The sequence below is a fragment of the Actinosynnema sp. NPDC050436 genome, from assembly GCF_040655415.1.
Taxonomy (GTDB): Bacteria; Actinomycetota; Actinomycetes; order Mycobacteriales; family Pseudonocardiaceae; genus Actinosynnema.
This window is the reverse complement of sequence record NZ_JBFAJV010000002.1, coordinates 801,572-823,358: the sequence shown is the minus strand read 5'-3', so window position 1 is coordinate 823,358 and position 21,787 is coordinate 801,572. Positions and strand designations below refer to the sequence as shown.

The window sequence follows — 21,787 nt, the reverse complement described above, 5'->3', positions numbered from 1 at the left end:
TGGCTTCCCCGACGGCCCTTTAGCGTGATTTTCATGGAGTGGAGCTTTCACACGGCCGAACAGCTCGTCGCCGCGATGCGTGCCGGTGCGGTGACGTCGGTGGAACTGACCGAGGAGGCCATCGCGCGCATCGAGCGCGACGACGAGGTGGTCAACGCGATCTGCGTACCCGACTTCGACCGTGCGCGGGCCGCCGCGCACGGTGCCGACCGGGCCCGTGCGCGTGGTGAGGACCGGCCGCTGCTCGGCATCCCGGTGACGGTCAAGGAGTCCTTCAACATCGTCGGGCTGCCCACGACCTGGGGGATGCCGCCGCACCGGGACCACCTGCCGGACGAGGACGCGGTGCAGGTGTCGCGGCTCAAGGCCGCAGGTGCCGTGGTGCTCGGCAAGACCAACGTGCCGTTGGGGCTGCAGGACATCCAGAGCTTCAACGACCTCTACGGCACGACCACGAACCCGTGGGACCACACCCGCACGTCGGGTGGTTCGTCCGGCGGGTCGGCGGCTGCTCTGGCGTGCGGTTTCGGCGCGCTGTCCATCGGCTCCGACCTCGCCGGCTCGCTGCGCACCCCCGCGCACTTCTGCGGCGTCTACGCGCACAAGCCGACGCTCGGGCTGGCGGCCAACCGGGGCATGGTCCCGCCGTCCCAACCCGCGTTGCCGGTGGACCTGGACCTCGCCGTGGTCGGCCCGATGGCGCGCAGCGCACGCGACCTCGCGCTGCTGCTCGACGTCATGGCCGGACCGGACCCGCTGACCTTCGGCGTGGCGCACCGGGTGGCGCTGCCGCCCGCCCGCCACGAGCGGCTCGCCGACTTCCGGGTCCTGGTCCTCGACGAGCACCCGCTCATCCCGACCGGGTCCGCCGTGCGGGCGGGCGTGGAGCGGGTGGCCGACGCGCTCGTCGCCGGCGGTGCCCGCGTCGAGCGGCGCAGCCCGCTGCTGCCCGATCCCACCGAGGCCGCGACGCTCTACATGCAGTTGCTGATCTCGGGCTCCGTCGCGCGTTTCCCGGGCGGGTCGCAGGAGCAGTTGCAGGCGCGCGTCGCCGCGCTGGACGCGGAGGACCGGAGCCTCGACGCGGTGCGGCTGCGCGCCTCGGCGTTCAGCCACCACGACTGGATGGAGGCGAATCACCGACGCGAACTGCACCGCCACGGCTGGCGGCGCCTGTTCGCCGAGTTCGACGTCGTGGTGTGCCCGATCACGCCGACACCCGCATTTCCGCACGACCACACCCCCAACCCGTTCGAACGGCGCCTTGACGTCGACGGCGTCGACTACCCGTACTTCGACCAGCTCGTCTGGGCCGGCCTGGCCACCATGCCCGGCCTGCCCGCCACCGCCGTACCCGCCGGCCGCTCCCCCGAGGGACTGCCGGTCGGGGTCCAGCTCGTCGGCCCGGCGTTCGAGGACCGCACCCCGCTGCGGCTGGCCGAGCTGGTCGAGCACGAGATCGGCGGCTTCCGACCGTCCTCTTGGGACGCACTGCCGAAGGGCCGAGCAGGCGACTCGCCCGCTCGGCCCTCGTGCGCCCGGGGTCCGGGTGTTCAGGCGGTGGCCTGGGGCCGCTCGTCGCAGAACACCGTCTTGATGAGCCCCGCGAGCGCGGCGGGGAACACCTCTGCCGGGTCGACGGTTCCGGTGGTCAGCGACGCGGTCAGCGTCCTGGCACCGTCCGGGGTGCTGATCATCAGGGCCCCGTAGCCGCCCGGGGCACCGCCGTTGTGGTGCACGACGGTGCCGTTGTCCGGGCCGAGGTCCTGCACCCACAGGCCCAGGCCGAGGTTGAACTTGCCCTGCGGGGTCGTCATCTCCTCCAGCACCGGGGCGGGCAGGAGTTCGCCGCCCAGCAGCGCGGAGATGAAGGTGCCGAGGTCGGTGGCGGTCGAGATCAGGTCGCCGGCACCGGCCAGCAGGGACGGGTTCTGGCGGCTGACGTCGACCACCTTCCACTCGCCGGCGTCCTGGTAGCGGTAGTAGCCGTGCGCGTGCGGGCCGGGCAGGTCGGGCGAGGTGTGGGAGACCACGGTGTCGGCCAGCCCGAGGGGGTCGAGGATGCGCTGCCGCGCCTGCTCGGCGTAGGAGCGCCCGGTGAGCGCCTCGACCAGCAGCAGCGCCACCGTGTAGTTGGTGTTGGAGTAGCTCTGGTCGGTGCCGGGCTCGAACCGCGCCGGCTGGGACAGCGCGAACCGCACCAACTCCTCGGGGCGGTAGGTGTGCAGCCGGTTGTCCACCCACGGCTTGCCCTGCGAGGGCAGACCCGCCAGGAACGTCCCGTCGGCGTCGGGCTCACCGGTGTAGTTGTAGAGCCCGCTGGTGTGCTGCAACAGCATCCGCACCGTGATCCGCCCGTCGAGCCCGAGGGCCGGCAGGTGGTCGGCCACCGGGCTGTCCAGCCCGATCGCGCCCTCGGCCACCAGTTGCAGCACCAGGGTCGCGGTGAACGCCTTGGAGACGCTGCCCGCCCAGACCTGCCCGTTGACCGGGGGCTCGGCGGCGTCGCCCAGCTCACGCACCCCCGCGCGGCCGAGCCAGTCGCCCCGCTCGTCGCGCACGCGCATCTCCACGCCGGCGAAACCGGCGTCGACCAGCGCCTGGGCGGCCTGCTGCCACTCCGGGCGGTCCTGCCCGGCGACCGGCTCCTCCGGGAGGCTGTGGGCGTTGACGTCGCCGTAGGAGGTGGTCGCGCGGATGTCGACGCGGGCGGTGCCCCCGGTGTTCACGAGCGTGTTGCGGATCCGGCCGTAGGAGGTGCCGGCGTCGAGGGTGGCCGGGACGCCGTGCGCGACCCCGACCGAGATCGAACCGGATTCCGTGCGCAGCACGAGCGTGCCCCGGGTGGCCTCGGCGATGCGGATGTCGCCCTTCTGCGTGCTGATCTCGGCGGGTCCGCCCAAGCGGCCGAGGGAGATGTCCCCGGCGTGCGCGGTGAGGCGGACGCCTTCGGCCTCGTCCAGGGTGACCGCGCCGTGCGCGCCGTCGAACTCGACGTCGCCGAGCCGCCCCACGGCGTGCACCTCGGCGGCGGACGCCGTGCCCCGGACCCGCGAGCCGGTGGGCAGGTGGACGGTCACGTCGACGGCTCCGGAGGACCCGAGCACCCCGGTCTTCGACGGTGCCGCGATTTGCAGCACGCCGTCGCCGCAGTCGACACCGGTCTGCTCGGCTGCCTGCACGTCGCGGCTCTTGGAGCTGTCCGCAGGCCGCACCTCGACGGTGGTGTCGGTCCGGTCGGCGGCGACGAACCGGACGCGCCCGGCCGGGATGTCGACGACGGCCAGGACGGGGGCGGGGGTGTCGAACGTGCGCATCGTGCTCTCCTGGTGGTTCGTCCGGGCACCCCCGCTGCGGGGAGCCGGTGCCGGTTGTTCGGGTGATCGACCTGATCACGGGAACAACAGTCGCCCGCTGTCCTGACACCGGGCAGTCACCGGCCTGACACCGTCCCCGACGCGGTGCGCCGGGGGTGTGCACGTGTCGGGCGGACCCGCCGACCAGATCGTGCCCTGCCCTGACAGCCCGACGAGCCCCGCTCCTGCCGGGCCGGCAGGAGCGGGGCGGCGGTGGGTCGGGTGCGGGAGCTCGGGGGCGCGATGCCTACTGTGGACCCGTGACCAGCATCCAGGAACGCCTCTACCCGGACCTCCCGTGCTTCGGCTGCGGCCACGCCAACGAGGACGGGTTGAAGCTGCGCAGCTACCCCGGCGACGACGGGGTCGTGACCGCCGCGTTCACGCCGTGGCCCGCGCACGACAACGGGTTGGGCTTCCTCAACGGCGGCATCATCTGCACCGTCCTGGACTGCCACAGCGCCGCCGCCGTCATGCAGGAGGCCGACGAGCGCGGGTGGCGGCCCCTGGGCGACGCCGCGCTGTCGTACGTCACCGCCGGGCTGGACGTCCGCTACCTGCGGCCCTCGCCGCTGCACGACCCGGTGGAGCTGCGGGCGACCGTGACCGAGGCGTCCGAGGCGCAGATGACGGTCGCCGTGTCCCTGGTGTGGGACGGCAAGACCCGCGCCGAGGCGACCGCCCTGTGGAAGCGGTGGCGGCCCCGGGTCTGAGCCGGGCGTCAGGTCGCGGGCCGCCACCCGAGGGCGGGGCCGAGGGCGGTGGCGATGTCGGTGAGGATCTGCACGTAGTCGGCGTGCTCGAAGGTGAACGGGAGGGCGAAGGCCACCTCGTCCACCTCCCGGAACGCCGCGTTCGCGTGCAGCCGCTCGGCGATCTCCGACGAGTGGCCCACCAGGTCGGGCGCGAACAGCAGGCGGGCCGGCCCCTGCGGCGAGGCGGTGCGGGGCAGGCGCTTCGCGGCGTAGTCGTGGTACTTCGCCTTCTGCTCCGCGCTCGCCGTGTCGGTCGGGACGACCACCAGGCCCTGCGAGACCCGGGCCCGGTCGCCGTCGGGGTGGTGGGCGCGGAAGGTGCGGACCTGGGAGAGCTGGAGCTGCTCGAACCCGGCGTCCCCCTCCGCCTTGACCACGCTGCTGGTGAGGTAGTTCATCCGGTTCTCGCCGGCCCACCTCGCCGACCGGGTGCTGCCGCCGCCGTACCACATCCGCTCGGCCAGGCCCCGCGCGTGCGGCTGCACCCGGTCGGAGAACACCTCGATGCCCTCGGTGCCGCTGAACGCGGAGGCGGGCTCGCCCCGGACGAGGTCGAGCAGCCGCTTGACCCGGTCGTGGCTGAAGTCCTGGTGGTCGCCGCTGTCCGGGTAGAGCGCGTCCCGGACCCGCTCGTAGTGCACCGGCGGGCCGGCGCTGACGCCGGGGTTCAGCCGCCCGCCGGAGAGCACGTCGACCGTGGCCAGGTCCTCGGCCAGGCGCAGCGGGTTCTCCCAGCCGACCGGGATCACGGCGGTGCCCAGCTCGATCCGGCTGGTCCGCTGGGACGCCGCCGCGAGCACCGCGACCGGCGAGGAGATGCCGTGCTGGAGGTGCCGGTGGCGCACCCACGCGCTGTCGAAGCCCAGGTCCTCGCCGAACCGGATGACGTCGAGGGTGGACTCGTGGCCGGGGCGCGGGTCGTCGCCGTCGAACAGCCCGATGGTGAGGAATCCCAGCTTCCGCAGCGGTCGGTCGGGCAGCGGCACGTGCTCCTCCAGCGGTCCGGGGCGCGGATCGCGCCGACACCCCGATGCTGCCACCCGGTGGAGCGCCCGCGCCGGGCGTTCCACCAGGTGGGTCACCCCCCGGTCAGACCGCGATCCACTCCCGCCGGGCGTCCGCGAGCAGCTCGGCGATGGGCTCGACGCCCAGCCCCGGGCTGGTGGGCACCGCCATCCGGCCGTCGACCAGCTCGAACGGCGGGGTGAGGTCCTGGTGGAAGTAGCGGCTGGACGCCGAGGTGTCGCCGGGCAGGGTGAAGTTCGGCAGCGCGGCCAGGGCGAGGTTGGCCGCCCGGCCGATGCCGGTCTCCAGCATCCCGCCGCACCACACCGGCACGTCGTGGGCCGCGCACACGTCGTGGATGCGCCGCGCCTCCAGGTACCCGCCGACCCGGCCGGGCTTGACGTTGACCACCTGGCAGGCGCCGAGGCTGATCGCGTCGGCCGCCGCCCGCGCCGAGACGATCGACTCGTCCAGGCAGACCGGCGTGGCGATCCGGCGTTGCAGCTCGGCGTGCCCCCGGATGTCCTCCTCGGGCAGCGGCTGCTCGATCAGCAGCAGGTCGAACGGGTCGAGCCGGGCGAGCTGCCCGGAGTCCTTGAGCGTGTACGCGGTGTTGGCGTCCACCTGGAGCAGCAGGTCGTCGCCGAAGCGCTCGCGGACCGCGCGCACCGGCTCGACGTCCCAGCCGGGCTCGATCTTGAGCTTGATCCGCGCGTAGCCCTGCTCCAGGTACCCGGCGACGGCGTCGAGCAGCTCCGGCACGCTGTCCATGATGCCGACCGACACCCCGCACGGGACGCTGTCGTGCACCGCGCCCAGCTCGCGGCCGAACGACACGCCCCGGTGCCGCAGCTCGGCGTCCAGCACGGCCGTCTCCAGCACGGCCTTGGCCATCCGGTGCCCGCAGAACCTGGCCAGCGCCGGCGCGACCCGGTGCGCCTCGACGGCCGGCAGCCCGCCCAGCGCCGGCACCAGGTAGCGGCGCAGCACGTCCAGCGTGCCCTCCAGGTACTCCGACGAGTAGAGCGGGTCCTGCATGGTCACGCACTCGCCCCAGCCCTCGCCCTCGTCGGTGACCGCGCGCACCAGCAGGACGTCGCGCTCGGTCTCCACGCCGAACGAGGTCCGGAACGGGGAGACCAGCGGCAGCGCGGTCGTGATCAGTTCGAAGCCTTCGAGTTTCACGCGTTGTCCTTCCGTGCCACCAGGTAGCAGCCGTTGCGGGAGAAGCCGGTGATCGCGGCCCCGGTCGAGAGCTCGCCCGCGAGCGCCCCCCGCACGGCCTGCCGCCACGCGGCGGCGACGCCGGGTGCGTCCCGCCGCAGGGTCTCGACGTGGGCCGGGGTCGGCACGGCGACCAGCGGTCCCTCCGCCGGCACCGGGAAGGGGGTGCCGTCGTCGGCGCAGCGCAGCAGCGGGGGCACGCCGGCGTCGTCCACCGCGCCGGGCGGCGGGAACGGCGCGGACAGGTCCCAGCCGACGAGCAGGCGGTCCGAGGCGTCCCCGCAGTTGATGCCGTCGGTCATCGGGCCGTAGAAGTCGGTGAGGTACGCCTCGGGGCGCGCGCCGAGCTTGGCCAGGTTGAAGTGGGCGTTGCGGCGCACCAGCGGGTCGAAGGTCCAGGCGATCGAGGAGATGCCGCTCGCCAGCGCCCACGCGCGCTGGTGCAGCTTGAGCGCCAGCCCGACGTTGCGGCCCTGCGCCTCCGGTGCGACGCCGGCCATGTGGCTGTGCAGCCGCCCGCTGGCGGGCACCCCGTTGAGCCCCACCGACAGGCCGACGAGCACGTCGCCCGCGTACGCGCCGACCACGTAGCCGCCCGCCTTGGACAGTGCGCGCAGGATCTCCACGGTCAGCGCGACGTGCTGGGCGTCGGGCCGCCAGATCCGCCGGTACAGCTCGTACGCGGCGGTCAGCTCGGGGAGCGCGTCGAGCTCCCGGATGCCGACACCGGCCCGGTCCGCCGCAGCGCGCGCGTCCTGCGAGGACTGCCCGACCGACGCCGGGGCGTGGTGCGCGAGGAGATCCGTCATGCCGCCAATACTGCGGAGCGGTCCCGGTCCGGGTCTTTGTCCGAGGCCACCTAATGACGTCGGCGCGTTCGTGGAATCCCACCACGACCCCGTTCCGTCACGGGGTGACCGGTGGCGTCAGGCGAGCAGGTTGCGGACGCGGAGTTCGAGCATCGCCTTGAAGCGGGCGTCGTGGTCGGTCAGGTCGATGCCGCAGATGTCCGACAGCCGCCGCAGCCGGTACCGCATGGTGTTGGCGTGGATGTGCAGCGCCTGCGCGGCGTCGTGGACGGACCCGAACTCCCGCAGGTAGACCACCAGAGACTCGGCGAAGTCGGTGTGGTGCTCCGCGTCGTAGTCCAGCAGCCGCGACACGGGCGTGGGCAGCGCGGGCTCGCGGGCCAGCAGCTTCTCCCCCACCTCGTGCAGCAGGACGTCGAGGTAGGCGTCCTCGACCCGCACCACGGCCGCCCGGCTCGCGGTCGCCGGGCTGCGGTTCACCGACGCCAGCGCCTTGAGCGCGTCGCCCCACGCCGCGAACACCCCACCCGACCCCTTCACCGCCGAGCCCTTGACCGGCGCGCTGACCACCACGTGCGCGGGCACGCTCTGGGCGAAGCGCTCGGCCGCCGCCACGGCCCTCCGACCACCCGGCTCCGCCGCTTCCACCGGCAGCACGCCGACCACCCGGCCGCCGACGGCGGCGGCGATCGCGCGGCTGCTCACGCCGGTGAGCTGGAGGTGCAGGACGTCCGCCTGCCGGTCCAGGCCGCGCGCGGACAGGTCGGCCCCGGCGGAGCGCACCGGTTCGGCCACCACCAGGTAGACGCACCCGCTGTCGACGTCGAGTTCCTGCGCGCTGCGCGCGGCTTCGAGCTCGTCCTCGCCGACCAGCGCGCCGACGAACCGCCGCCGCCGGTCCTGGTCGTGGGTGCCGCTGTCGATCAGCTCGCCCGCGCGCTGCGCCGCCGCGCGCAGCACGGAGTGGTCGATGTCGGCGAGCGGCGTCGCGGTGGCCACCCAGATCGAGCCGATCACGTACTGGCCGCTGGCGATCCGGATCGCCACCCGGGGCACGTCCAGCTCCGGCATCACCGCCAGGTCGACCAGCACCGGTTCGTCGTGGGAGTACAGGCGCTCGAAGATGCCCGCGCGGCGCAGCTTCTCGATGTACTTCGACGGCACGACCCGGCCGAGGATCGTCTCGTGCCGCTGGGCGTCGCCCAGGTTCTGGTTGTCCGAGTAGCCGAGCACCTGGGAGTTGAGGTCCTCGACGGTGACCGGGGCGTGCAGGGTCGCGGCCAGCGCGTTGGCCAGGTCGGACAGCGAGCGCTCCTTGTTGACCCGCTCCGGCCCGCCCCACCGCCGCCCGCGCGCGGTCTCCCGGTCCAGCGCGGTGGACAGCGCCACGGAAAGCTGGCTCCACGAGATGCCGGCCGCGACCCGCAGCAGCACCAGGCCGCCGGCCGCCGCCTCCGCCGCGACCGCCCCGGGCAGGTCCGTGCCGTCGCGCAGCACCAGCGCGCACGCCCCGCCGGACAGGCACGTGCGCACCACGTCCGCGACCTGCCGCTCCCCCGCGACGCCGACGCCGAGCACGACGGCCCGCTCCGGTGGTGCCGCGAGGTCGTGCGGGTCGTGGATGGCGATGCCGCCGACCCGGCGGGCGGCGGCCACGTCGCCCGCCAGCACGCCGAGCAGCGTCGCGCCGACCGCCTGGATCAGCGGTGCCAGCGGCGCACCCGTGCCTGTCTGCGTCATCGCGTCCTCGCTCCTCGCCGACCCGGCCCCCTCGCCACTTTAGTGCTCCTTTCGGAGCACTCATCAGGGCAGCAACCGGTCCAGCAGGTGCGCCAGCAGCGCCACCCGGTCCGCGATCGGGGCGATCAGCACGTGCTCGTCGGGGGTGTGCGCGCCGCCGCCGACCGCGCCCAGCCCGTCCAGGGTCGGCACGCCCGAGGCAGCGGTGAAGTTGCCGTCCGACGCCGCGCCCGCCGCCCGCTGAGCGGGCGGTTCCAGGCCCAGCTCCGCCGCCGCCGACGCGGCCAGCGCGAACAGGTCCGGCGACGGGACCATCGGCGGGTGCGTGGCACCGCCGCGCAGGACGATCCGCGCACCCGGCGTGCGCGGGGCCAGCCCGCGCAGGGCCGCGTCCACCCTGGCCAGCTCGGCGTCCGTGCGGGCCCGCACGTCCACCGCGACCCGGGCGGCGTCCGGCACGGTGTTCGCCGACGTGCCGATGGACCCGGCGGTGGGCACCACGGTGGTGCCCCGGGCGACGTCGCCGAGCACGGCGATCGCCTGGATCTGCGCGGCCAGCTCCAGCCCGGCGTTGATCCCGCGCTCGGGCTCCAGGCCGGGGTGGGCGGCCCGGCCGACGACCTCCACCTGGTAGCGGGCCACGCCCTTGCGCTCGGTGAGCAGCGCGCCGCCGGGCCCTGCCGCCTCGGGCACCAGCACGGCGTCGCACCCGGCGGACTCGTGCTCGACCAGCGCGCGGGCCGTCGCCGACCCCGCCTCGCCGTCCCCGGTGACCAGCACGGTCACCCCGTCCAGGCCACCGCGGCGCTCCCGGACCAGCGCGCACGCCAGGAACGCCTGGACCAGGCCGGTCTTCATGTCGTAGCTGCCGGGGCCGCGCAGCGCGTCGCCGTCGGCCACGGCGGGCAGCCGCTGGAGGCTGCCCACCGGCCAGACCGTGTCGTGGTGGCCGAGCACGAGCACGCGGCGCGGCCCGGTGCCCAGCCGCCACCGCACGTGCGGGACGCCGTCGCGGGTCACGACCTCGCCGCGCACCCCGAGGTACGCGGCGCCGATCATCGCCACCAGCCCGGCGGAGCGCTCCAGCGCCTGCGCGTCCCCGGAGGGCGACTCGCAGGCGACCAGCCGCAGGGCGTGGTCGACCAGCAGGTCCAGCCGGTCGCGGGCGGCGTCCCGGTAGCTCACCGGTCGACGCGCTTGGACAGCCGGAACATGAAGAGGTAGTCGCCCTCCTCGTCGACCACGTGGGTGAACTCGGTCAGCGCGCCGTCCATGTCGACGACGAACCGGCCCTTGCCCGACGGGACAGCCTCGCGGCGCGGGTGGTGCGAGTCGGTGGGACCGTGGTCCTTGATCTCCATGTCCAGGTAGTACTTGCCGTCGTCACCGCGCAGGAGCGTCTGGCGCACCATGACCGTCTCGTAGGAGCCGAGCAGGTCCTCCAGGTCCGCGCCCTCCTCGATGGCCGGCGTGGGCGGGGTGAGGCCGAACTCGGCGGCGACGAGCGCCTGCAGCTCGTCGGACAGCCCCATCCCCCGGTCGGCGTTGGTGAGCACGCAGATCGCCACGCCCAGCTCCGGGAACGCGGTCAGCCGCGCGACCTGGCCGACGGTGTGGCCGCCGTGCTGCGCCGCGGTGACCGGCTCGCCGCCGGGACCGCCCCAGTCGGTGAGGATCCAGCCCAGGCCCCAACCTTGGTCCACTGTGGACAGTGCGGTGAGGTCGACCTGGAGCGTCCGCATGGCCTGCGCGGACTCGGCGGAGAGCACCCGCTCGCCGTTCACGCCGAGGCCGTCGCGCAGGTGCATCGCGGCGAACCGGAGCAGGTTGTCGGCGGTGCCGGTGACCAGGCCCGCCGGCCCGACCGAGCGCGGCAGCATCCAGACCTTGGCGGGCCGGACCTCGCGCTCCTCGCCCTCGTCCTGGTGCCCGACGGCGGCGCGGAACAGCAGCGCGTCCTTGGCGCGGGTGATGACGTGGTCCAGGCCCAGCGGCCGGGCGAGGTACCGGGCGACGGCGTCGTCCCACGCCATCCCGCGCAGCACCTCGATGATCCGCCCGGCCAGCACGAAGCCCGCGTTGCAGTAGCTCAGCGGGCCGCCGGGCCGGGTGTAGGGGTGCGTGTCGGCCAGCGCCGCCACGTACTTCTCCACGCAGTCGTCGCCGTCGCCGGTGTCCAGGAAGATGTCGCCGTCGATCCCGCTGGTGTGCGTGACGAGCTGCCGCACCAGCACCTTCGGCGCGTGCTCGGGGTCGGCCAGCCGGAAGTCCGGCAGGACGTCCACGACCGGCGTGTCCAGGGTGAGCAGGCCCTCGTCCACGAGCTGCATCAGCAGGGTCGTGGTCCACACCTTGCTGATCGAGCCGTACTGGAACAGCGTGTCCTCGGTGACCGTGACCCCGGTCGCCAGGCTGGTCACGCCCGAGACGAGCACCCGGACGTCGGCGTTGCCGTCGGCGTCGAGCGCCAGCACGCCGACCTGGACGCCCGGGACCCGGTGCTTGGTGGCCAGGGCGTCGAGGCGTTCCTGCCACTCGGGGGACGCGAGGAGTTCGGTGTTCATGTGTTCCTCTCGGTGGGGACAGCGGTGGTTCCCGCCCGGCACCGGGCGGTCCCCGCGTCGGACCTTTCCGGGTGGGCGTCCCGGCTGGGGCCCTTTTGCGGGACGTGGTCAGGGATTGCGCCGGGTGGACCACGGCCCGACCCGGGGCGACCGCTCGCGGGGCGGCGGCGGGTTCGCGCGCGCCGCGCGGTCGCCGACGGCGGCGACGGGCGGAGCCCCCGCTCCCGGCGGGGTGTCGGCGTCGGGCGCGCGGGTGACCATGCGGCCATCCTGCGGCTGCGACCCGGATCACTTCGTCGGACGATCCCACCGAACTTCGCCCGCCGGCTGGTGGGATTCGACAAGACCGCCCGGGTCCGCCGCGCGGGAGCGGCGGGACCGCCCGCCGCCGGGTCATCGGAGCAACGCACCAACCCGGCCCCGCCGGCTTGTCGGGAGTGACGACGTGCGGCCGGCGCGGTCCGTGCTGCACTGGTCGGCATGGTGCTGCTGCGTGGCGGCCGGGTGCTCGACCCCGGCACAGGTGTCGACCGGGTCGCGGACGTGCTGGTGCGCGACGGCAAGGTCGCGGCGGTCGGCCCGGCGCTGCCCGCGCCCGGCGGCGTGCCGGTCGTGGACGTCACCGGCCTGGTGGTCGGGCCGGGCTTCGTCGACCTGCACAGCCACGTGCACAGCATCGCGGGCCACCGCCTCCAGGGCATGGACGGCGTGACCACCGCGCTGGACCTGGAAGCGGGCCTGACCCCGATCGGCCGCGCCTACGCGCAGGCGGCGTGGGAGGGCCGGCCGCTCAACTACGGCTTCTCGGCGTCCTGGGGCGCGGCCCGCGCGCAGGTGCTGATGGGCCTGGAGCCCGACGCCGACTTCCGCAGCGGCCTCGCGCTGCTCGGCGACCCGCGCTGGCAGCGGTCGTCCAGCCCGACCGAGCTGCGGGCGTGGCTGGAGGTGCTGGAGCGGGAGGTCGGCGCGGGCGCGCTGGGCATCGGCGTGCTGCTCGGCTACGCCCCGGACACCGACCCGGCCGAGTACCTGGCGCTGGCCGCGCTGGCGGCGCGCGCGAACGCCCCGGTCTACACCCACGTGCGCGAGCTGGTCGAGTCGAACCCGGGCACCCCGGTGGACGGCTCGTTCGAGGTGGCGCGGGCCGCCGCCGAGACCGGTGCCGCGATGCACCACTGCCACGTCAACAGCACGTCCCGGCGGCACGTCGACCGGGTGCTGGGCCTGCTGGAGAAGAGCCGGGCCGAGGGCTCCCGGGTCACCGTCGAGTCCTACCCCTACGGCGCGGGCAGCACCGGCATCGGCGCGTTCTTCCTGGCCCCAGAACGCCTCTCGGCGTGGGACATCGCGCCGCGCGACATCATGATGGTGGAGACCGGCGAACGCCTGGCCGACGTCGGCCGGCTGCGGGAGCTGCGGGAGACCGACCCGGCCGCGCTGTGCGTGGTGTCCTTCGCCGACGAGGAGGACCCGGCCGACGCGGCGATGCTGCGCCGCGCGCTGGCGTTCCCGGACTCGATCGTGGCCAGCGACGCGATGCCAATCCTGTGGCCGGACGGCACCCACGAGCGCCGCGAGTGGCCGCTGCCGCCGAAGGGCCGCACCCACCCGCGCACGGCGGGCACGTTCGCCAAGTCGCTGCGCCTGATGGTCCGCGAGACCGGCACGTGGTCGTGGCTGGAGGCGTTCCGGCGGTGCTCGTGGCTGCCCGCCCGGGTGCTCGACGCGATCGCGCCCGGCGCGCGGGCCAAGGGCCACCTCGGGGTGGGCGCGGACGCCGACGTCGTCGTGCTCGACCCCGAGCGGATCACCGACACCGCCACCTACCTCGACCCCACGCGGCCCTCGGTCGGCGTCCGGCACCTGCTGGTGGCCGGCACGTTCGTGGTCCGCGACGGCGAGGTCCAGGTCGAGGCCCTCCCGGGCCGTCCGCTGCGCGGGGAACCCGCGTAGCACCCCCGCGCGGGCGGTGCCCCGGTTGGTGGACCGGGGCACCGCCCGCCGCGATCAGGCGACGAACGCGCTGCGGCCCTCGTCCAGGGCGAGGTCGTCGCCGACCCCGTCCGGCCCGATCACCTGCACGAGTTCGCCCTCGCAGTCGCGGTCGTCGAAGACGAGCACGTTCTCGTCGGTCAGGTTCCGGATCTCCTCGTGGCCGTAGACGTCGTAGCAGCCCCGGGGGTCCTCGACGGCCCGGCCGGACAGCAGGAGGAAGCCCTCGGCGGCCGACGCCGGCACGGCGGCGACCGCCAGGGCGAGGGCCCCGGTGACCGCCAGGACGGCGATCCGGGCGGTGAGACGTCGAGTCATGTGGTGCCATCCCTCGTCAGGTGGTGGGCGACCTCGGCCCCTGTCCGCCCACCGTGGACCACACCGCGCGCCCGGCGCGGGACAGCACGCCGCCGACTCGCCCGACCGGGCGGGGTGAACACGGAGTGCAACCTCCCGACCGGCGCTCGAGCGGTCGGTGCGCGATGCCGGCCGTCGAGCGTCACGGGCCCGGCGCGGTCGACTCGACGCCGCTGATCCGGCCCTCGCGGAACGCGTCCACGAACAGCCGGTGGTCCTCGCGGGTGCGCTCGGCGTAGCGCAGGGCGAACTCGACCACCGATTCCGCGAACTCGTCCTCGCGGTCGCCGACCACGTGCGCGATGGCCTCCTCCACCTGGAAGTCCACCAGGGTCTGGTCGGAGTCCGAGTCCGCCACGCAGTGCATCTTCGCGGTCGCCCGGCCCAGGTACTCCAGCACCGGCCGGATGTCGGCGGGCTCGGTGAGGTCCGACCAGTCGAGGTCCGACTCGTAGGGCGACAGCTCGGCCACCACGTACCCCACGCCGCCGATGTTGGTGTGCCCCAGCCACGGGTCGGCGTGCGCCTGGAGCGCCCGCTGCGACACGGCCGTGCGGTGGCCGTGGTCGGTGAAGTACTCGCGGATGCGCGCGTCGGGCACGATCCGGCTGGGCGCGGCGACGTTGGCCTGCTTCATGGACAGCACCACGTCGTTCTCCAGCGCCTGGGTGCGCCCCTCCACCAGCACGTTGTACGCCGGCAGCCCGGCCGACCCGATGCCGAACCCGAAGCGCCCCACCACGTCCTTCACCGCGTAGCTCAGGCTGCTCGCCGCCCGCTTGCCGCTCGGGATGGTGTCGAGGTACGCCTCGAACGCCGCCACCGCCACGGCCCGCTCGGCGTCGTCCAGCTCGCGGGTGCCCTCGCGGTCGCGGCGGAAGCGGCGGTCGTGGTCGACGACCACCGTCTTCTCCTCCAGCAGGCCGATGCGGGTCGCCAGCCGGGCGCGCAGCAGCACCTGGCGCACCGCGCCCCCGGTGGTGTCCAGGCGCAGGCCGAACAGCTCGTCGTCGGGGTTCTCGGCGAACGACCGCACCTGGCGGACGTAGGCCGAGACGTAGGCGCGCACCAGGTCGGCGATCGTCCCGTCGGGCAGCGCCTTGCGCCGGCCCAGCAGCGCCAGGCTCGCCGCGAACCGCCGGACGTCCCAGGTGAACGACCCGAGGTACGCCTCGTCGAAGTCGTTGACGTCGAACACCAGCCTGCCCTCGGCGTCCATGTAGGTGCCGAAGTTCTGCGCGTGCAGGTCGCCGTGGATCCACACCCGACCGGTGCGCTCGTCGGCCCACTCGTCCGGTTCGTCCGCCATGTCGGCGTAGAACAGGCAGGCGCTGCCCCGGTAGAAGGCGAACGGCTCGGCCGCCATCTTCCGGAACTTGTGCCGGAATGCGGCCGGGTCGGCCGCCATCAGGTCCGCGAAGGCGTCCTGGAGGACGGCCACGATGCGGTGGCCGCGATCGGCCCCGGAACTGTGCACGGCCGGACGCTAGCCCACCCGGGATCCCGTCGTCACGGCCGGACCGGGCCGTTCGCCCGCTGTTCGGCGGGCGAACGGTCCGGGATGTCCGATTCGCCCGCCCGGCCCGACCACGCGGCACCCGGTGGTTCACCCGGCGTTCAAGCGGACGCCACCCCGGCCGGCTACCCGCAGGGGATCCGCACCGAAGGAGGCCACGGTGACCCAGACCGCCGACGACCAGACCGCCGACGACCACTCCGCAGGCCGGCACTCCGCAGCACGGCCCGAGGCGCACCTCGCCGCCGTCGACGCCCGCCTGGTCGACCGCTACCCCGACATCCCCGAGGACGAGGTCCGCCGCGTGCGCCGCGAGGAGTCCGCCCGGTTGGCGGGCTCGCCCGTCACGGCGTTCACCGCCATCCTGGTCGAGCGCGCCGCCCGGCAACGCCTCGCCGACCGCACCTGACCCACCCGGACACCACCGCACCCGAGCCACCGCACCCCGGAACCGACCGCACCGGTCGACCGCGAGCGCCCGGGACGCGGCCACCCGGCCGACGCCGGGTGGCCGCCGACCGGCTCAGTCCAGGTCGTAGGCGAGGTTCGGGCGCAGCCAGCGCTCGACCTCCTCCACCGTGGCGCCCAGCCGCTTCGAGTAGTCCTCGACCTGGTCGCGCCCGATCCGGCCCACGGTGAAGTACCGCGACGCCGGGTGGGCGAAGATCAGGCCGCTGACCGCCGCCGCCGGCGTCATGGCGAACGACTCGGTCAGGCCCAGCCCCGCCCGCTCGGCGTCGAGCAGGTCGAACAGCGGCTGCTTGAGGCTGTGGTCGGGGCTGGCCGGGTAGCCCATCGCGGGCCGGATGCCCCGGAACCGCTCGGCGTGCAGGTCCTCCAGCGACGGCTGCGCGTCGGGCTCGAACCACATCCGCCGCGCCTCCAGGTGGAGGTGCTCGGCGAACGCCTCGGCCAGCCGGTCGGCCAGCGCCTTGGTCATGATCGACCGGTAGTCGTCGTGCTCCGCCTCGTACTTCGCCGCCAGCGCCTCCGCGCCGTGCACGGCCACCGCGAACCCGCCCAGGTGGTCGCCCTCCGGCGCCACGTAGTCCGCCAGGCTCCGGTTGGGCCGGCCCTGCGGCTTGGTGGTCTGCTGGCGCAGCATCGGCAGCCGCACCCGGCCGCCGTCGATCAGCAGGTCGTCGCCGTCGGAGGTGGTGGGCCAGAAGCCGAGCAGGCCCCGGGCCTGGAACGCGCCGGTCGCCAGGATCTCGTCGAGCAGGGCGTTGCCGTCGTCGAACAGCTCGCGGGCCACCGGCTGGTCCAGGATCGCCGGGTACTTGCCCTTGACCTCCCAGGCCAGGAAGAAGAACTGCCAGTCGATCATCTCCCGCAGCACGCCGAGGTCCGGCTCGACCAGCCGCACCCCGGTGAAGTCCGGCACCGGCAGGTCGGTGAAGTCGACCACCTCCCGGTTCTCCCGGGCCTTCGGGAAGGTCAGCAGGGGGACGCTGCGGCGCTCCTCGTGCTGCTTGCGCAGCCGGTCCTGCTCGGCGCGGTTGCGCGCGGCGAGCGCGTCGGCCCGGTCCGCGTCGAGCAGCTCGGACACCACGCCGACCACCCGCGAGGCGTCCTGGACGTGCACGGTGGTGCCCTCGTAGGCCGGGGCGACGCGGACGGCGGTGTGCTGGCGGGACGTGGTCGCCCCGCCGATGAGCAGCGGCAGCTTCACACCCCGGCGCTGCATGTCCGACGCCACCGCGACCATCTCGTCCAGCGACGGCGTGATCAGGCCGGACAGCCCGATGGCGTCCGCGCCCTCGGCCACCGCCGTGTCGATGATGACCGCCGACGGCACCATCACGCCGAGGTCGATCACCTCGTAGTTGTTGCAGCCCAACACCACGCCGACGATGTTCTTGCCGATGTCGTGGACGTCGCCCTTCACCGTCGCCATCACGATCTTGCCCGGCCCGCGCCGGGTGTCGATCCGCCCCTCCAGCCGGGCCTTCTCCTTCTCCGCCTCCATGAACGGCTCCAGGTAGGCCACCGAGCGCTTCATCACGCGCGCGCTCTTGACCACCTGCGGCAGGAACATCTTGCCCGCGCCGAACAGGTCGCCGACCACCTTCATGCCGTCCATCAAGGGGCCTTCGATGACCTCCAGGGGCCGCGCGGCGTTCTGCCGGGCCTCCTCGGTGTCCTCCTCGATGAAGTCCACGATCCCGTGCACCAGCGCGTGCGAGAGCCGCTGCTCGACCGGGGCCTCCCGCCAGGACAGGTCGGCGACGCGCCGGGTGCCGGAGCCCTTGACCGTCTCGGCGTGCGCGACCAGGCGGTCGGTGGCGTCCGGGCGGCGGTTGAACAGGACGTCCTCGACCAGCTCCAGCAGGTCCTGCGGGATGTCCTCGTAGACGGCGAGCTGACCCGCGTTGACGATGCCCATGTCCAGCCCGGCGCGCACCGCGTGCAGCAGGAACGACGAGTGCATGGCCTCGCGGATCACGTCGTTGCCCCGGAACGAGAACGACAGGTTCGAGATGCCGCCGCTGATCCGCACCCCCGGGCACTGCTGTTTGATCAGCGGCAGCGCGTCGATGAACGCCTTGGCGTAACCGTCGTGCTCGGCGATGCCGGTCGCCACGGCCAGCACGTTCGGGTCGAAGATGATGTCCTCGGGCGGGAAGCCGACCTCGTCCACCAGCAGCCGGTAGGCGCGCGCGCAGATCGACACCTTGCGCTCGGTCGTGTCGGCCTGGCCCTGCTCGTCGAACGCCATGACCACCACGCCCGCGCCGTAGTCGCGGATCGCGCGGGCCTGGGCGAGGAACGGCTCCTCACCCTCCTTGAGGCTGATCGAGTTGACCACGCCCTTGCCCTGCACGCACTTCAGGCCCGCTTCGAGCACGCTCCACCGCGAGCTGTCGATCATGATCGGCAGGCGGGCGACCTCGGGTTCGGTGGCGATCAGGTTGAGGAAGGTGGTCATCGCCGACTCGCTGTCGAGCAGGTCGGCGTCCATGTTGACGTCCAGCAGGTTCGCCCCGCCCCGCACCTGCTCCAGCGCGACGTCCACCGCGCCCTGGTGGTCGTCGGCCTCGATCAGCCGGCGGAACCGCTTGGACCCGGTCACGTTCGTGCGCTCGCCGATCATCACGAACCCGGTGTCCGAGCCGATGGTGAACGGCTCCAGGCCGCTGAACGAGGTGGCCCGGTCCGGCCCGGTGGTCCCCCGGCCCGGTGCCAGGCCCGCCACCGCCTCGGCGATGCGGGCGATGTGCGCGGGCGTGGTGCCGCAGCAGCCGCCGACCACGTTCACCAGGCCGGAGTCGGCGAACTCGCGCAGCAGCCCGGCCGTCTCGTCCGGGGTCTGGTCGTAGCCGCCGAACGCGTTCGGCAGGCCGGCGTTCGGGTGGGCGGCGGTGTAGGTCGGGGCGATCCGGGCCAGCTCGGCGACGTGCGGGCGCATCTCGGTCGCGCCCAGGGAGCAGTTGACGCCCACCACCAGCGGCTCGGCGTGCTCGACGGACCGCCAGAACGCCTCGACGGTCTGCCCGGACAGGGTCCGGCCGCTCAGGTCGACGATGGTCACCGAGATCCACAGCGGCAGGTGCGGCGCGACCTCGCGGGCGGCCGACATCGCGGCCTTGGCGTTGAGCGTGTCGAAGATCGTCTCGATCAGCAGCAGGTCCACGCCGCCCTCGTCCAGCGCCGCGATCTGCTCCGCGTAGGACGCCTTCACCTGGTCGAAGGTCACCGCGCGGTACGCCGGGTCGTCCACCCGGGGCGACAGCGACAGGGTGACGTTGAGCGGGCCGACGGAGCCGGCCACGAACCGGCCGCCGACCTCGTCCGCCGCCTGCCGGGCCAACTTCGCGCCCTGCACGTTCATGTCGCGGACCAGCGACTCCAGCCCGTAGTCGGCCTGGGCGACGGAAGTCGCGGTGAACGTGTTGGTGGTGGTGATGTCCGCGCCCGCCGCCAGGTACTGGCGGTGGACGTCGAGGATCACGTCCGGCCGGGTGATGTTGAGCAGGTCGGGGTCGCCGGTGACGTCCTTGTGGTGGTCGTGCAGGAAGTCGCCCCGGTAGTCCTCGGGGGCGAGACCGGCCTCCTGGAGCATCGTGCCCCACGCGCCGTCGAGCACGGCCACCCGCCGGTCCATGAGCTGCCGCAGGGCGTCGATCCTGGCCGATCCGTTCATCCGGACACCTCCCATTGACATGGAAGGCGCCCTTGTCCGGTGGTCACCGGGGCGAGCGTGGCGGATTGACATCCGTTGCAGCGCCTCTCGCTCCCAGGTGCCCCATCATATCCGAAGATCAACATCCGAGGCCTCCGTCCACCCGGGGTTCCACCATGTGGACGGACGCAACCACGAGGTGCCCCTCCCCGGACCCCGCCGACGACCGCTCAGCCGATCTTGTCCTGCTGGTCGACGGCCCAGCCGCCACCCACCCGGACCAGGGCGTAGGAGTTCAGCTCGACCTCCGTGCGCCCGTCGCGGTAGGCGGTCGTCACCCGCGCGACCACCCGGTCGCCCTCGACCCGCACCTCGGAGAGCGTCACGGACGCCACCCCGGACCAGTACTGCTGGTAGCCCGCCGGGGTGAGCTGGCGACCGGCCTTGAAGCGGTCCGTCAACCGGGTGAACGCGGTCGCCGTGTCGCCGGGGAGCAACGCGTAGTAGTCGGTGAGCGCCTGGTCCGGCCCCACCGGCTGGGCGGCCGTCGTGGTGGTGGGCGGCGCGGTCGTGGACTGGCCGGTCGGTTGACCCGAGGTCGGGTCCTGCGGCTGCCCGGTGGGGTCCTGGCCGGTGGGGTCCTGGCCGGTCTGCCCTTCCCCGGTCTGCCCTTCCCCGGTCGGGTCCTGGCCGCCGGTCGACGTGCCGGCACCGGTCGTGGTGTCGTCGATCCCCCCGCCGTCGGGGACGTCCCAGGCCCGGTTGAGCGCCACCACCAGCACGATGCCGAGCAGCACGACGAGTCCGGCGGCGACCAGCGTGATCCGCCTCCGTCCGCCGTCTTCCCCGCCGGGCTCGCCGTCCTGGCCGGGAGGGGTGGCGGGCGGCGCGGCGGCGGGCCTGGCCGCAGGCCGGGTGGCGGCGACCGGGGCGGCGGCGGGGGTGGTCGCTGGCGTGCCGGCGGGCACGGTGGCGGCCGGCGTGGTCGCCGCCGCGCCGACCGCCGGTTCGTCGCGGACCGTGGTGGCCGCCGCCCCGGCCGGCGCTCCGGACGACTCCTCGGCGGTCCCCGCTCCGGCAGGTGGCGGGTCGACGGGCGGCGCTTCGGCGGGCGCTGCACCGGCCGGCGCGTCGGCGGCAGCCGTTTCGGCGGTCCGCTCCTCGTCCGGCTGCGGTTCGGCGTGCGGCGGTTCCCCGGGCCGGGGCTGGTCGGACTGGGGCTGGTCGGACTGGGGTTCCTCGGGTTGCGCTGCCGTGGGCGGCACCTCGGCGCGCGGCGGTTCGGTGTGCGGCAGGTCAGCGGGCAGCGGCTCGGACGGGCCGGTCTCCGCCGGCGGGTCGAGCACCGGGAGCACGATCCGGGTGGCGGCGGCGAAGGGCAGGGCCGGTGCCAGCACGGTGGCGGGCTCGGCGGACTGCTCGGCCAGCATCCGCTCCGCCTCGGCCATGGTGGGCCGGTTGGCGGGGTCGCGGTCGAGCAGCCGGGTGAGGATCGGCTCCAGCGGCCCGGCGTTCGCCGGCGGCGGGTACTTGCCCTCGGCGGCCCGGTGCAGCAGCAGGATCGGGTTGCCGTCCACGCCGAACGGCGGTCCGCCCTCCAGCGCCGCGTAGAGCGTCGCGCCGACGCCGAACACGTCGGACGGGAAGCCGGGGTCCGCGCCGAGGGCGACCTCCGGCGCGAGGTAGGCGGGCGTGCCGACGAGCATCCCGGACGCGGTGAGCGTGCCCTCGCCGGCGACCCGCGAGGTGCCGAAGTCGGTCACCTTCACCGTGCCGAACTCGGTCACCAGCACGTTGCCGGGCTTGACGTCCCGGTGGATGACGCCCGCCTCGTGCGCGGACGCGAGCCCGGCGGCGAGCTGGTGGCCGATCCGGCGCACCTCGTCGGGCGGCAGCGTGCCGCGCTCGGCCAGCACCGTCGCCAGGCTGCGGGACGGGAGGTACTCCATCACCAGCCACGGCCGCTCGTCGTCCTCCACGACGTCGTAGAGCGCGATCACGTTCGCGTGCTGGAGCCGCGCGGCGATCCGGCCCTCGCGCACCGCCCGCTTGGCCGAGTCGGCGTCGAAACCGTTGCGGGCGAGCAGTTCCTTGACCGCCACGATGCGCCGCAGCCGGGTGTCCTCGGCCCGCCACACGACACCCATGCCACCCGCGCCGATCCGGTCCGTCAGCCGGTACCGGCCCGCGATGGTGCGCTCCTCCACCACTGCTCCCATTCCCGCGGCGCGCGTCGAGCACTCATGACCCGATCCAGCGACCTTCGAACGTGTGTACCCGACCACGATGCCGGCCAAGCGTCACCTGATCGGCGAGCACCCGGCGGTGTGTCGCGCCGGCGTGCCC

At 74.1% G+C, this 21,787-nt stretch carries 15 protein-coding genes and 1 pseudogene; 4 read left to right on the top strand and 12 right to left on the bottom strand.

Going from position 1 to position 21,787, the window contains the following annotated elements; all coding sequences use genetic code 11:
* Window positions 1–33 precede the first annotated feature (33 nt).
* Window positions 34–1,473 (top strand): annotated as a pseudogene (locus AB0I60_RS07965) (amidase); the annotation flags it as partial.
* Window positions 1,474–1,553: 80 nt separating this feature from the next.
* Here AB0I60_RS07965 and AB0I60_RS07960 read toward each other — a convergent pair.
* Entirely contained in the window at window positions 1,554–3,317 is a 1,764-nt protein-coding gene (locus AB0I60_RS07960; RefSeq protein WP_360726698.1) for a serine hydrolase, read from the bottom strand.
* Window positions 3,318–3,616: 299 nt separating this feature from the next.
* Here AB0I60_RS07960 and AB0I60_RS07955 point away from each other — a divergent pair, with 299 nt between their 5' ends.
* Entirely contained in the window at window positions 3,617–4,069 is a 453-nt protein-coding gene (locus AB0I60_RS07955) for a PaaI family thioesterase (RefSeq protein WP_360726697.1), read from the top strand.
* An 8-nt stretch (window positions 4,070–4,077) separates the two neighbouring features.
* On the opposite strand, the gene AB0I60_RS07950 is transcribed toward AB0I60_RS07955, so the two are convergent.
* The 7 genes from AB0I60_RS07950 to AB0I60_RS07920 all read right to left on the bottom strand — a co-directional run bounded on the left by AB0I60_RS07950 (window position 4,078) and on the right by AB0I60_RS07920 (window position 11,714).
* Complete coding sequence (locus AB0I60_RS07950) at window positions 4,078–5,097, bottom strand: LLM class flavin-dependent oxidoreductase (protein ID WP_360726695.1); 1,020 nt, start codon at window positions 5,095–5,097, stop codon at window positions 4,078–4,080.
* 103 nt (window positions 5,098–5,200) lie between these two features.
* A complete protein-coding gene (gene menC, locus AB0I60_RS07945) occupies window positions 5,201–6,301 on the bottom strand; it encodes an o-succinylbenzoate synthase (RefSeq protein WP_360726693.1) in 1,101 nt (366 codons plus the stop codon).
* Window positions 6,298–7,149 (bottom strand): GNAT family N-acetyltransferase, encoded by an 852-nt coding sequence (locus AB0I60_RS07940; RefSeq protein WP_360726692.1) that lies wholly within the window; start codon window positions 7,147–7,149, stop codon window positions 6,298–6,300. Before AB0I60_RS07940 ends, menC begins: the two co-directional genes overlap by 4 nt.
* A gap of 117 nt (window positions 7,150–7,266) precedes the next feature.
* Window positions 7,267–8,889 carry a helix-turn-helix domain-containing protein gene (locus AB0I60_RS07935; protein WP_360726691.1) on the bottom strand — a complete coding sequence of 541 codons (1,623 nt, stop codon included), beginning with the start codon at window positions 8,887–8,889 and terminating at the stop codon, window positions 7,267–7,269.
* A gap of 63 nt (window positions 8,890–8,952) precedes the next feature.
* A complete protein-coding gene (locus AB0I60_RS07930) occupies window positions 8,953–10,074 on the bottom strand; it encodes a M20/M25/M40 family metallo-hydrolase (RefSeq protein ID WP_360726690.1) in 1,122 nt (373 codons plus the stop codon).
* Window positions 10,071–11,453, bottom strand: a complete 1,383-nt coding sequence (locus AB0I60_RS07925) for a serine hydrolase domain-containing protein (protein ID WP_360726688.1) — start codon at window positions 11,451–11,453, stop codon at window positions 10,071–10,073. Before AB0I60_RS07925 ends, AB0I60_RS07930 begins: the two co-directional genes overlap by 4 nt.
* 108 nt (window positions 11,454–11,561) lie before the next feature.
* Window positions 11,562–11,714, bottom strand: a complete 153-nt coding sequence (locus tag AB0I60_RS07920) for a hypothetical protein (RefSeq protein WP_360726686.1) — start codon at window positions 11,712–11,714, stop codon at window positions 11,562–11,564.
* Between the two features lie 219 nt (window positions 11,715–11,933).
* On the opposite strand from AB0I60_RS07920, the gene AB0I60_RS07915 reads away from it, so the two are divergent.
* A complete protein-coding gene (locus AB0I60_RS07915; protein WP_360726684.1) occupies window positions 11,934–13,406 on the top strand; it encodes an amidohydrolase family protein in 1,473 nt (490 codons plus the stop codon).
* 54 nt (window positions 13,407–13,460) lie between these two features.
* Here AB0I60_RS07915 and AB0I60_RS07910 read toward each other — a convergent pair whose 3' ends face one another.
* On the bottom strand, window positions 13,461–13,763 hold the full coding sequence (locus AB0I60_RS07910) for a hypothetical protein (protein ID WP_360726682.1): 303 nt from the start codon (window positions 13,761–13,763) through the stop codon (window positions 13,461–13,463).
* Between the two features lie 181 nt (window positions 13,764–13,944).
* Complete coding sequence (locus AB0I60_RS07905; RefSeq protein ID WP_360726849.1) at window positions 13,945–15,210, bottom strand: DUF2252 domain-containing protein; 1,266 nt, start codon at window positions 15,208–15,210, stop codon at window positions 13,945–13,947.
* A gap of 268 nt (window positions 15,211–15,478) precedes the next feature.
* Between AB0I60_RS07905 and AB0I60_RS07900 the strand changes: the two genes are divergently transcribed.
* A complete protein-coding gene (locus tag AB0I60_RS07900) occupies window positions 15,479–15,727 on the top strand; it encodes a three-helix bundle dimerization domain-containing protein (RefSeq protein ID WP_360726681.1) in 249 nt (82 codons plus the stop codon).
* Between the two features lie 114 nt (window positions 15,728–15,841).
* Here AB0I60_RS07900 and metH read toward each other — a convergent pair whose 3' ends face one another.
* Both metH and AB0I60_RS07890 read right to left on the bottom strand, forming a co-directional pair.
* Window positions 15,842–19,462, bottom strand: a complete 3,621-nt coding sequence (metH, locus tag AB0I60_RS07895) for a methionine synthase (RefSeq protein ID WP_360726679.1) — start codon at window positions 19,460–19,462, stop codon at window positions 15,842–15,844.
* Between the two features lie 209 nt (window positions 19,463–19,671).
* Window positions 19,672–21,648, bottom strand: a complete 1,977-nt coding sequence (locus AB0I60_RS07890; protein ID WP_360726677.1) for a protein kinase — start codon at window positions 21,646–21,648, stop codon at window positions 19,672–19,674.
* Window positions 21,649–21,787: the final 139 nt, after the last annotated feature.

What these genes read in the sequence shown, in the direction of transcription:
- AB0I60_RS07935 (WP_360726691.1), bottom strand. Translation starts at nt 8,889, where the DNA reads ATGACGCAGACAGGCACGGGTGCGCCGCTGGCACCGCTGATCCAGGCG.
- AB0I60_RS07920 (WP_360726686.1), bottom strand. Translation starts at nt 11,714, where the DNA reads ATGGTCACCCGCGCGCCCGACGCCGACACCCCGCCGGGAGCGGGGGCT.
- AB0I60_RS07910 (WP_360726682.1), bottom strand. Translation starts at nt 13,763, where the DNA reads ATGACTCGACGTCTCACCGCCCGGATCGCCGTCCTGGCGGTCACCGGG.
- AB0I60_RS07905 (WP_360726849.1), bottom strand. Translation starts at nt 15,210, where the DNA reads ATGGCGGCCGACCCGGCCGCATTCCGGCACAAGTTCCGGAAGATGGCG.
- AB0I60_RS07940 (WP_360726692.1), bottom strand. Translation starts at nt 7,149, where the DNA reads ATGACGGATCTCCTCGCGCACCACGCCCCGGCGTCGGTCGGGCAGTCC.
- metH (WP_360726679.1), bottom strand. Translation starts at nt 19,462, where the DNA reads ATGAACGGATCGGCCAGGATCGACGCCCTGCGGCAGCTCATGGACCGG.
- AB0I60_RS07960 (WP_360726698.1), bottom strand. Translation starts at nt 3,317, where the DNA reads ATGCGCACGTTCGACACCCCCGCCCCCGTCCTGGCCGTCGTCGACATC.
- AB0I60_RS07925 (WP_360726688.1), bottom strand. Translation starts at nt 11,453, where the DNA reads ATGAACACCGAACTCCTCGCGTCCCCCGAGTGGCAGGAACGCCTCGAC.
- AB0I60_RS07915 (WP_360726684.1), top strand. Translation starts at nt 11,934, where the DNA reads ATGGTGCTGCTGCGTGGCGGCCGGGTGCTCGACCCCGGCACAGGTGTC.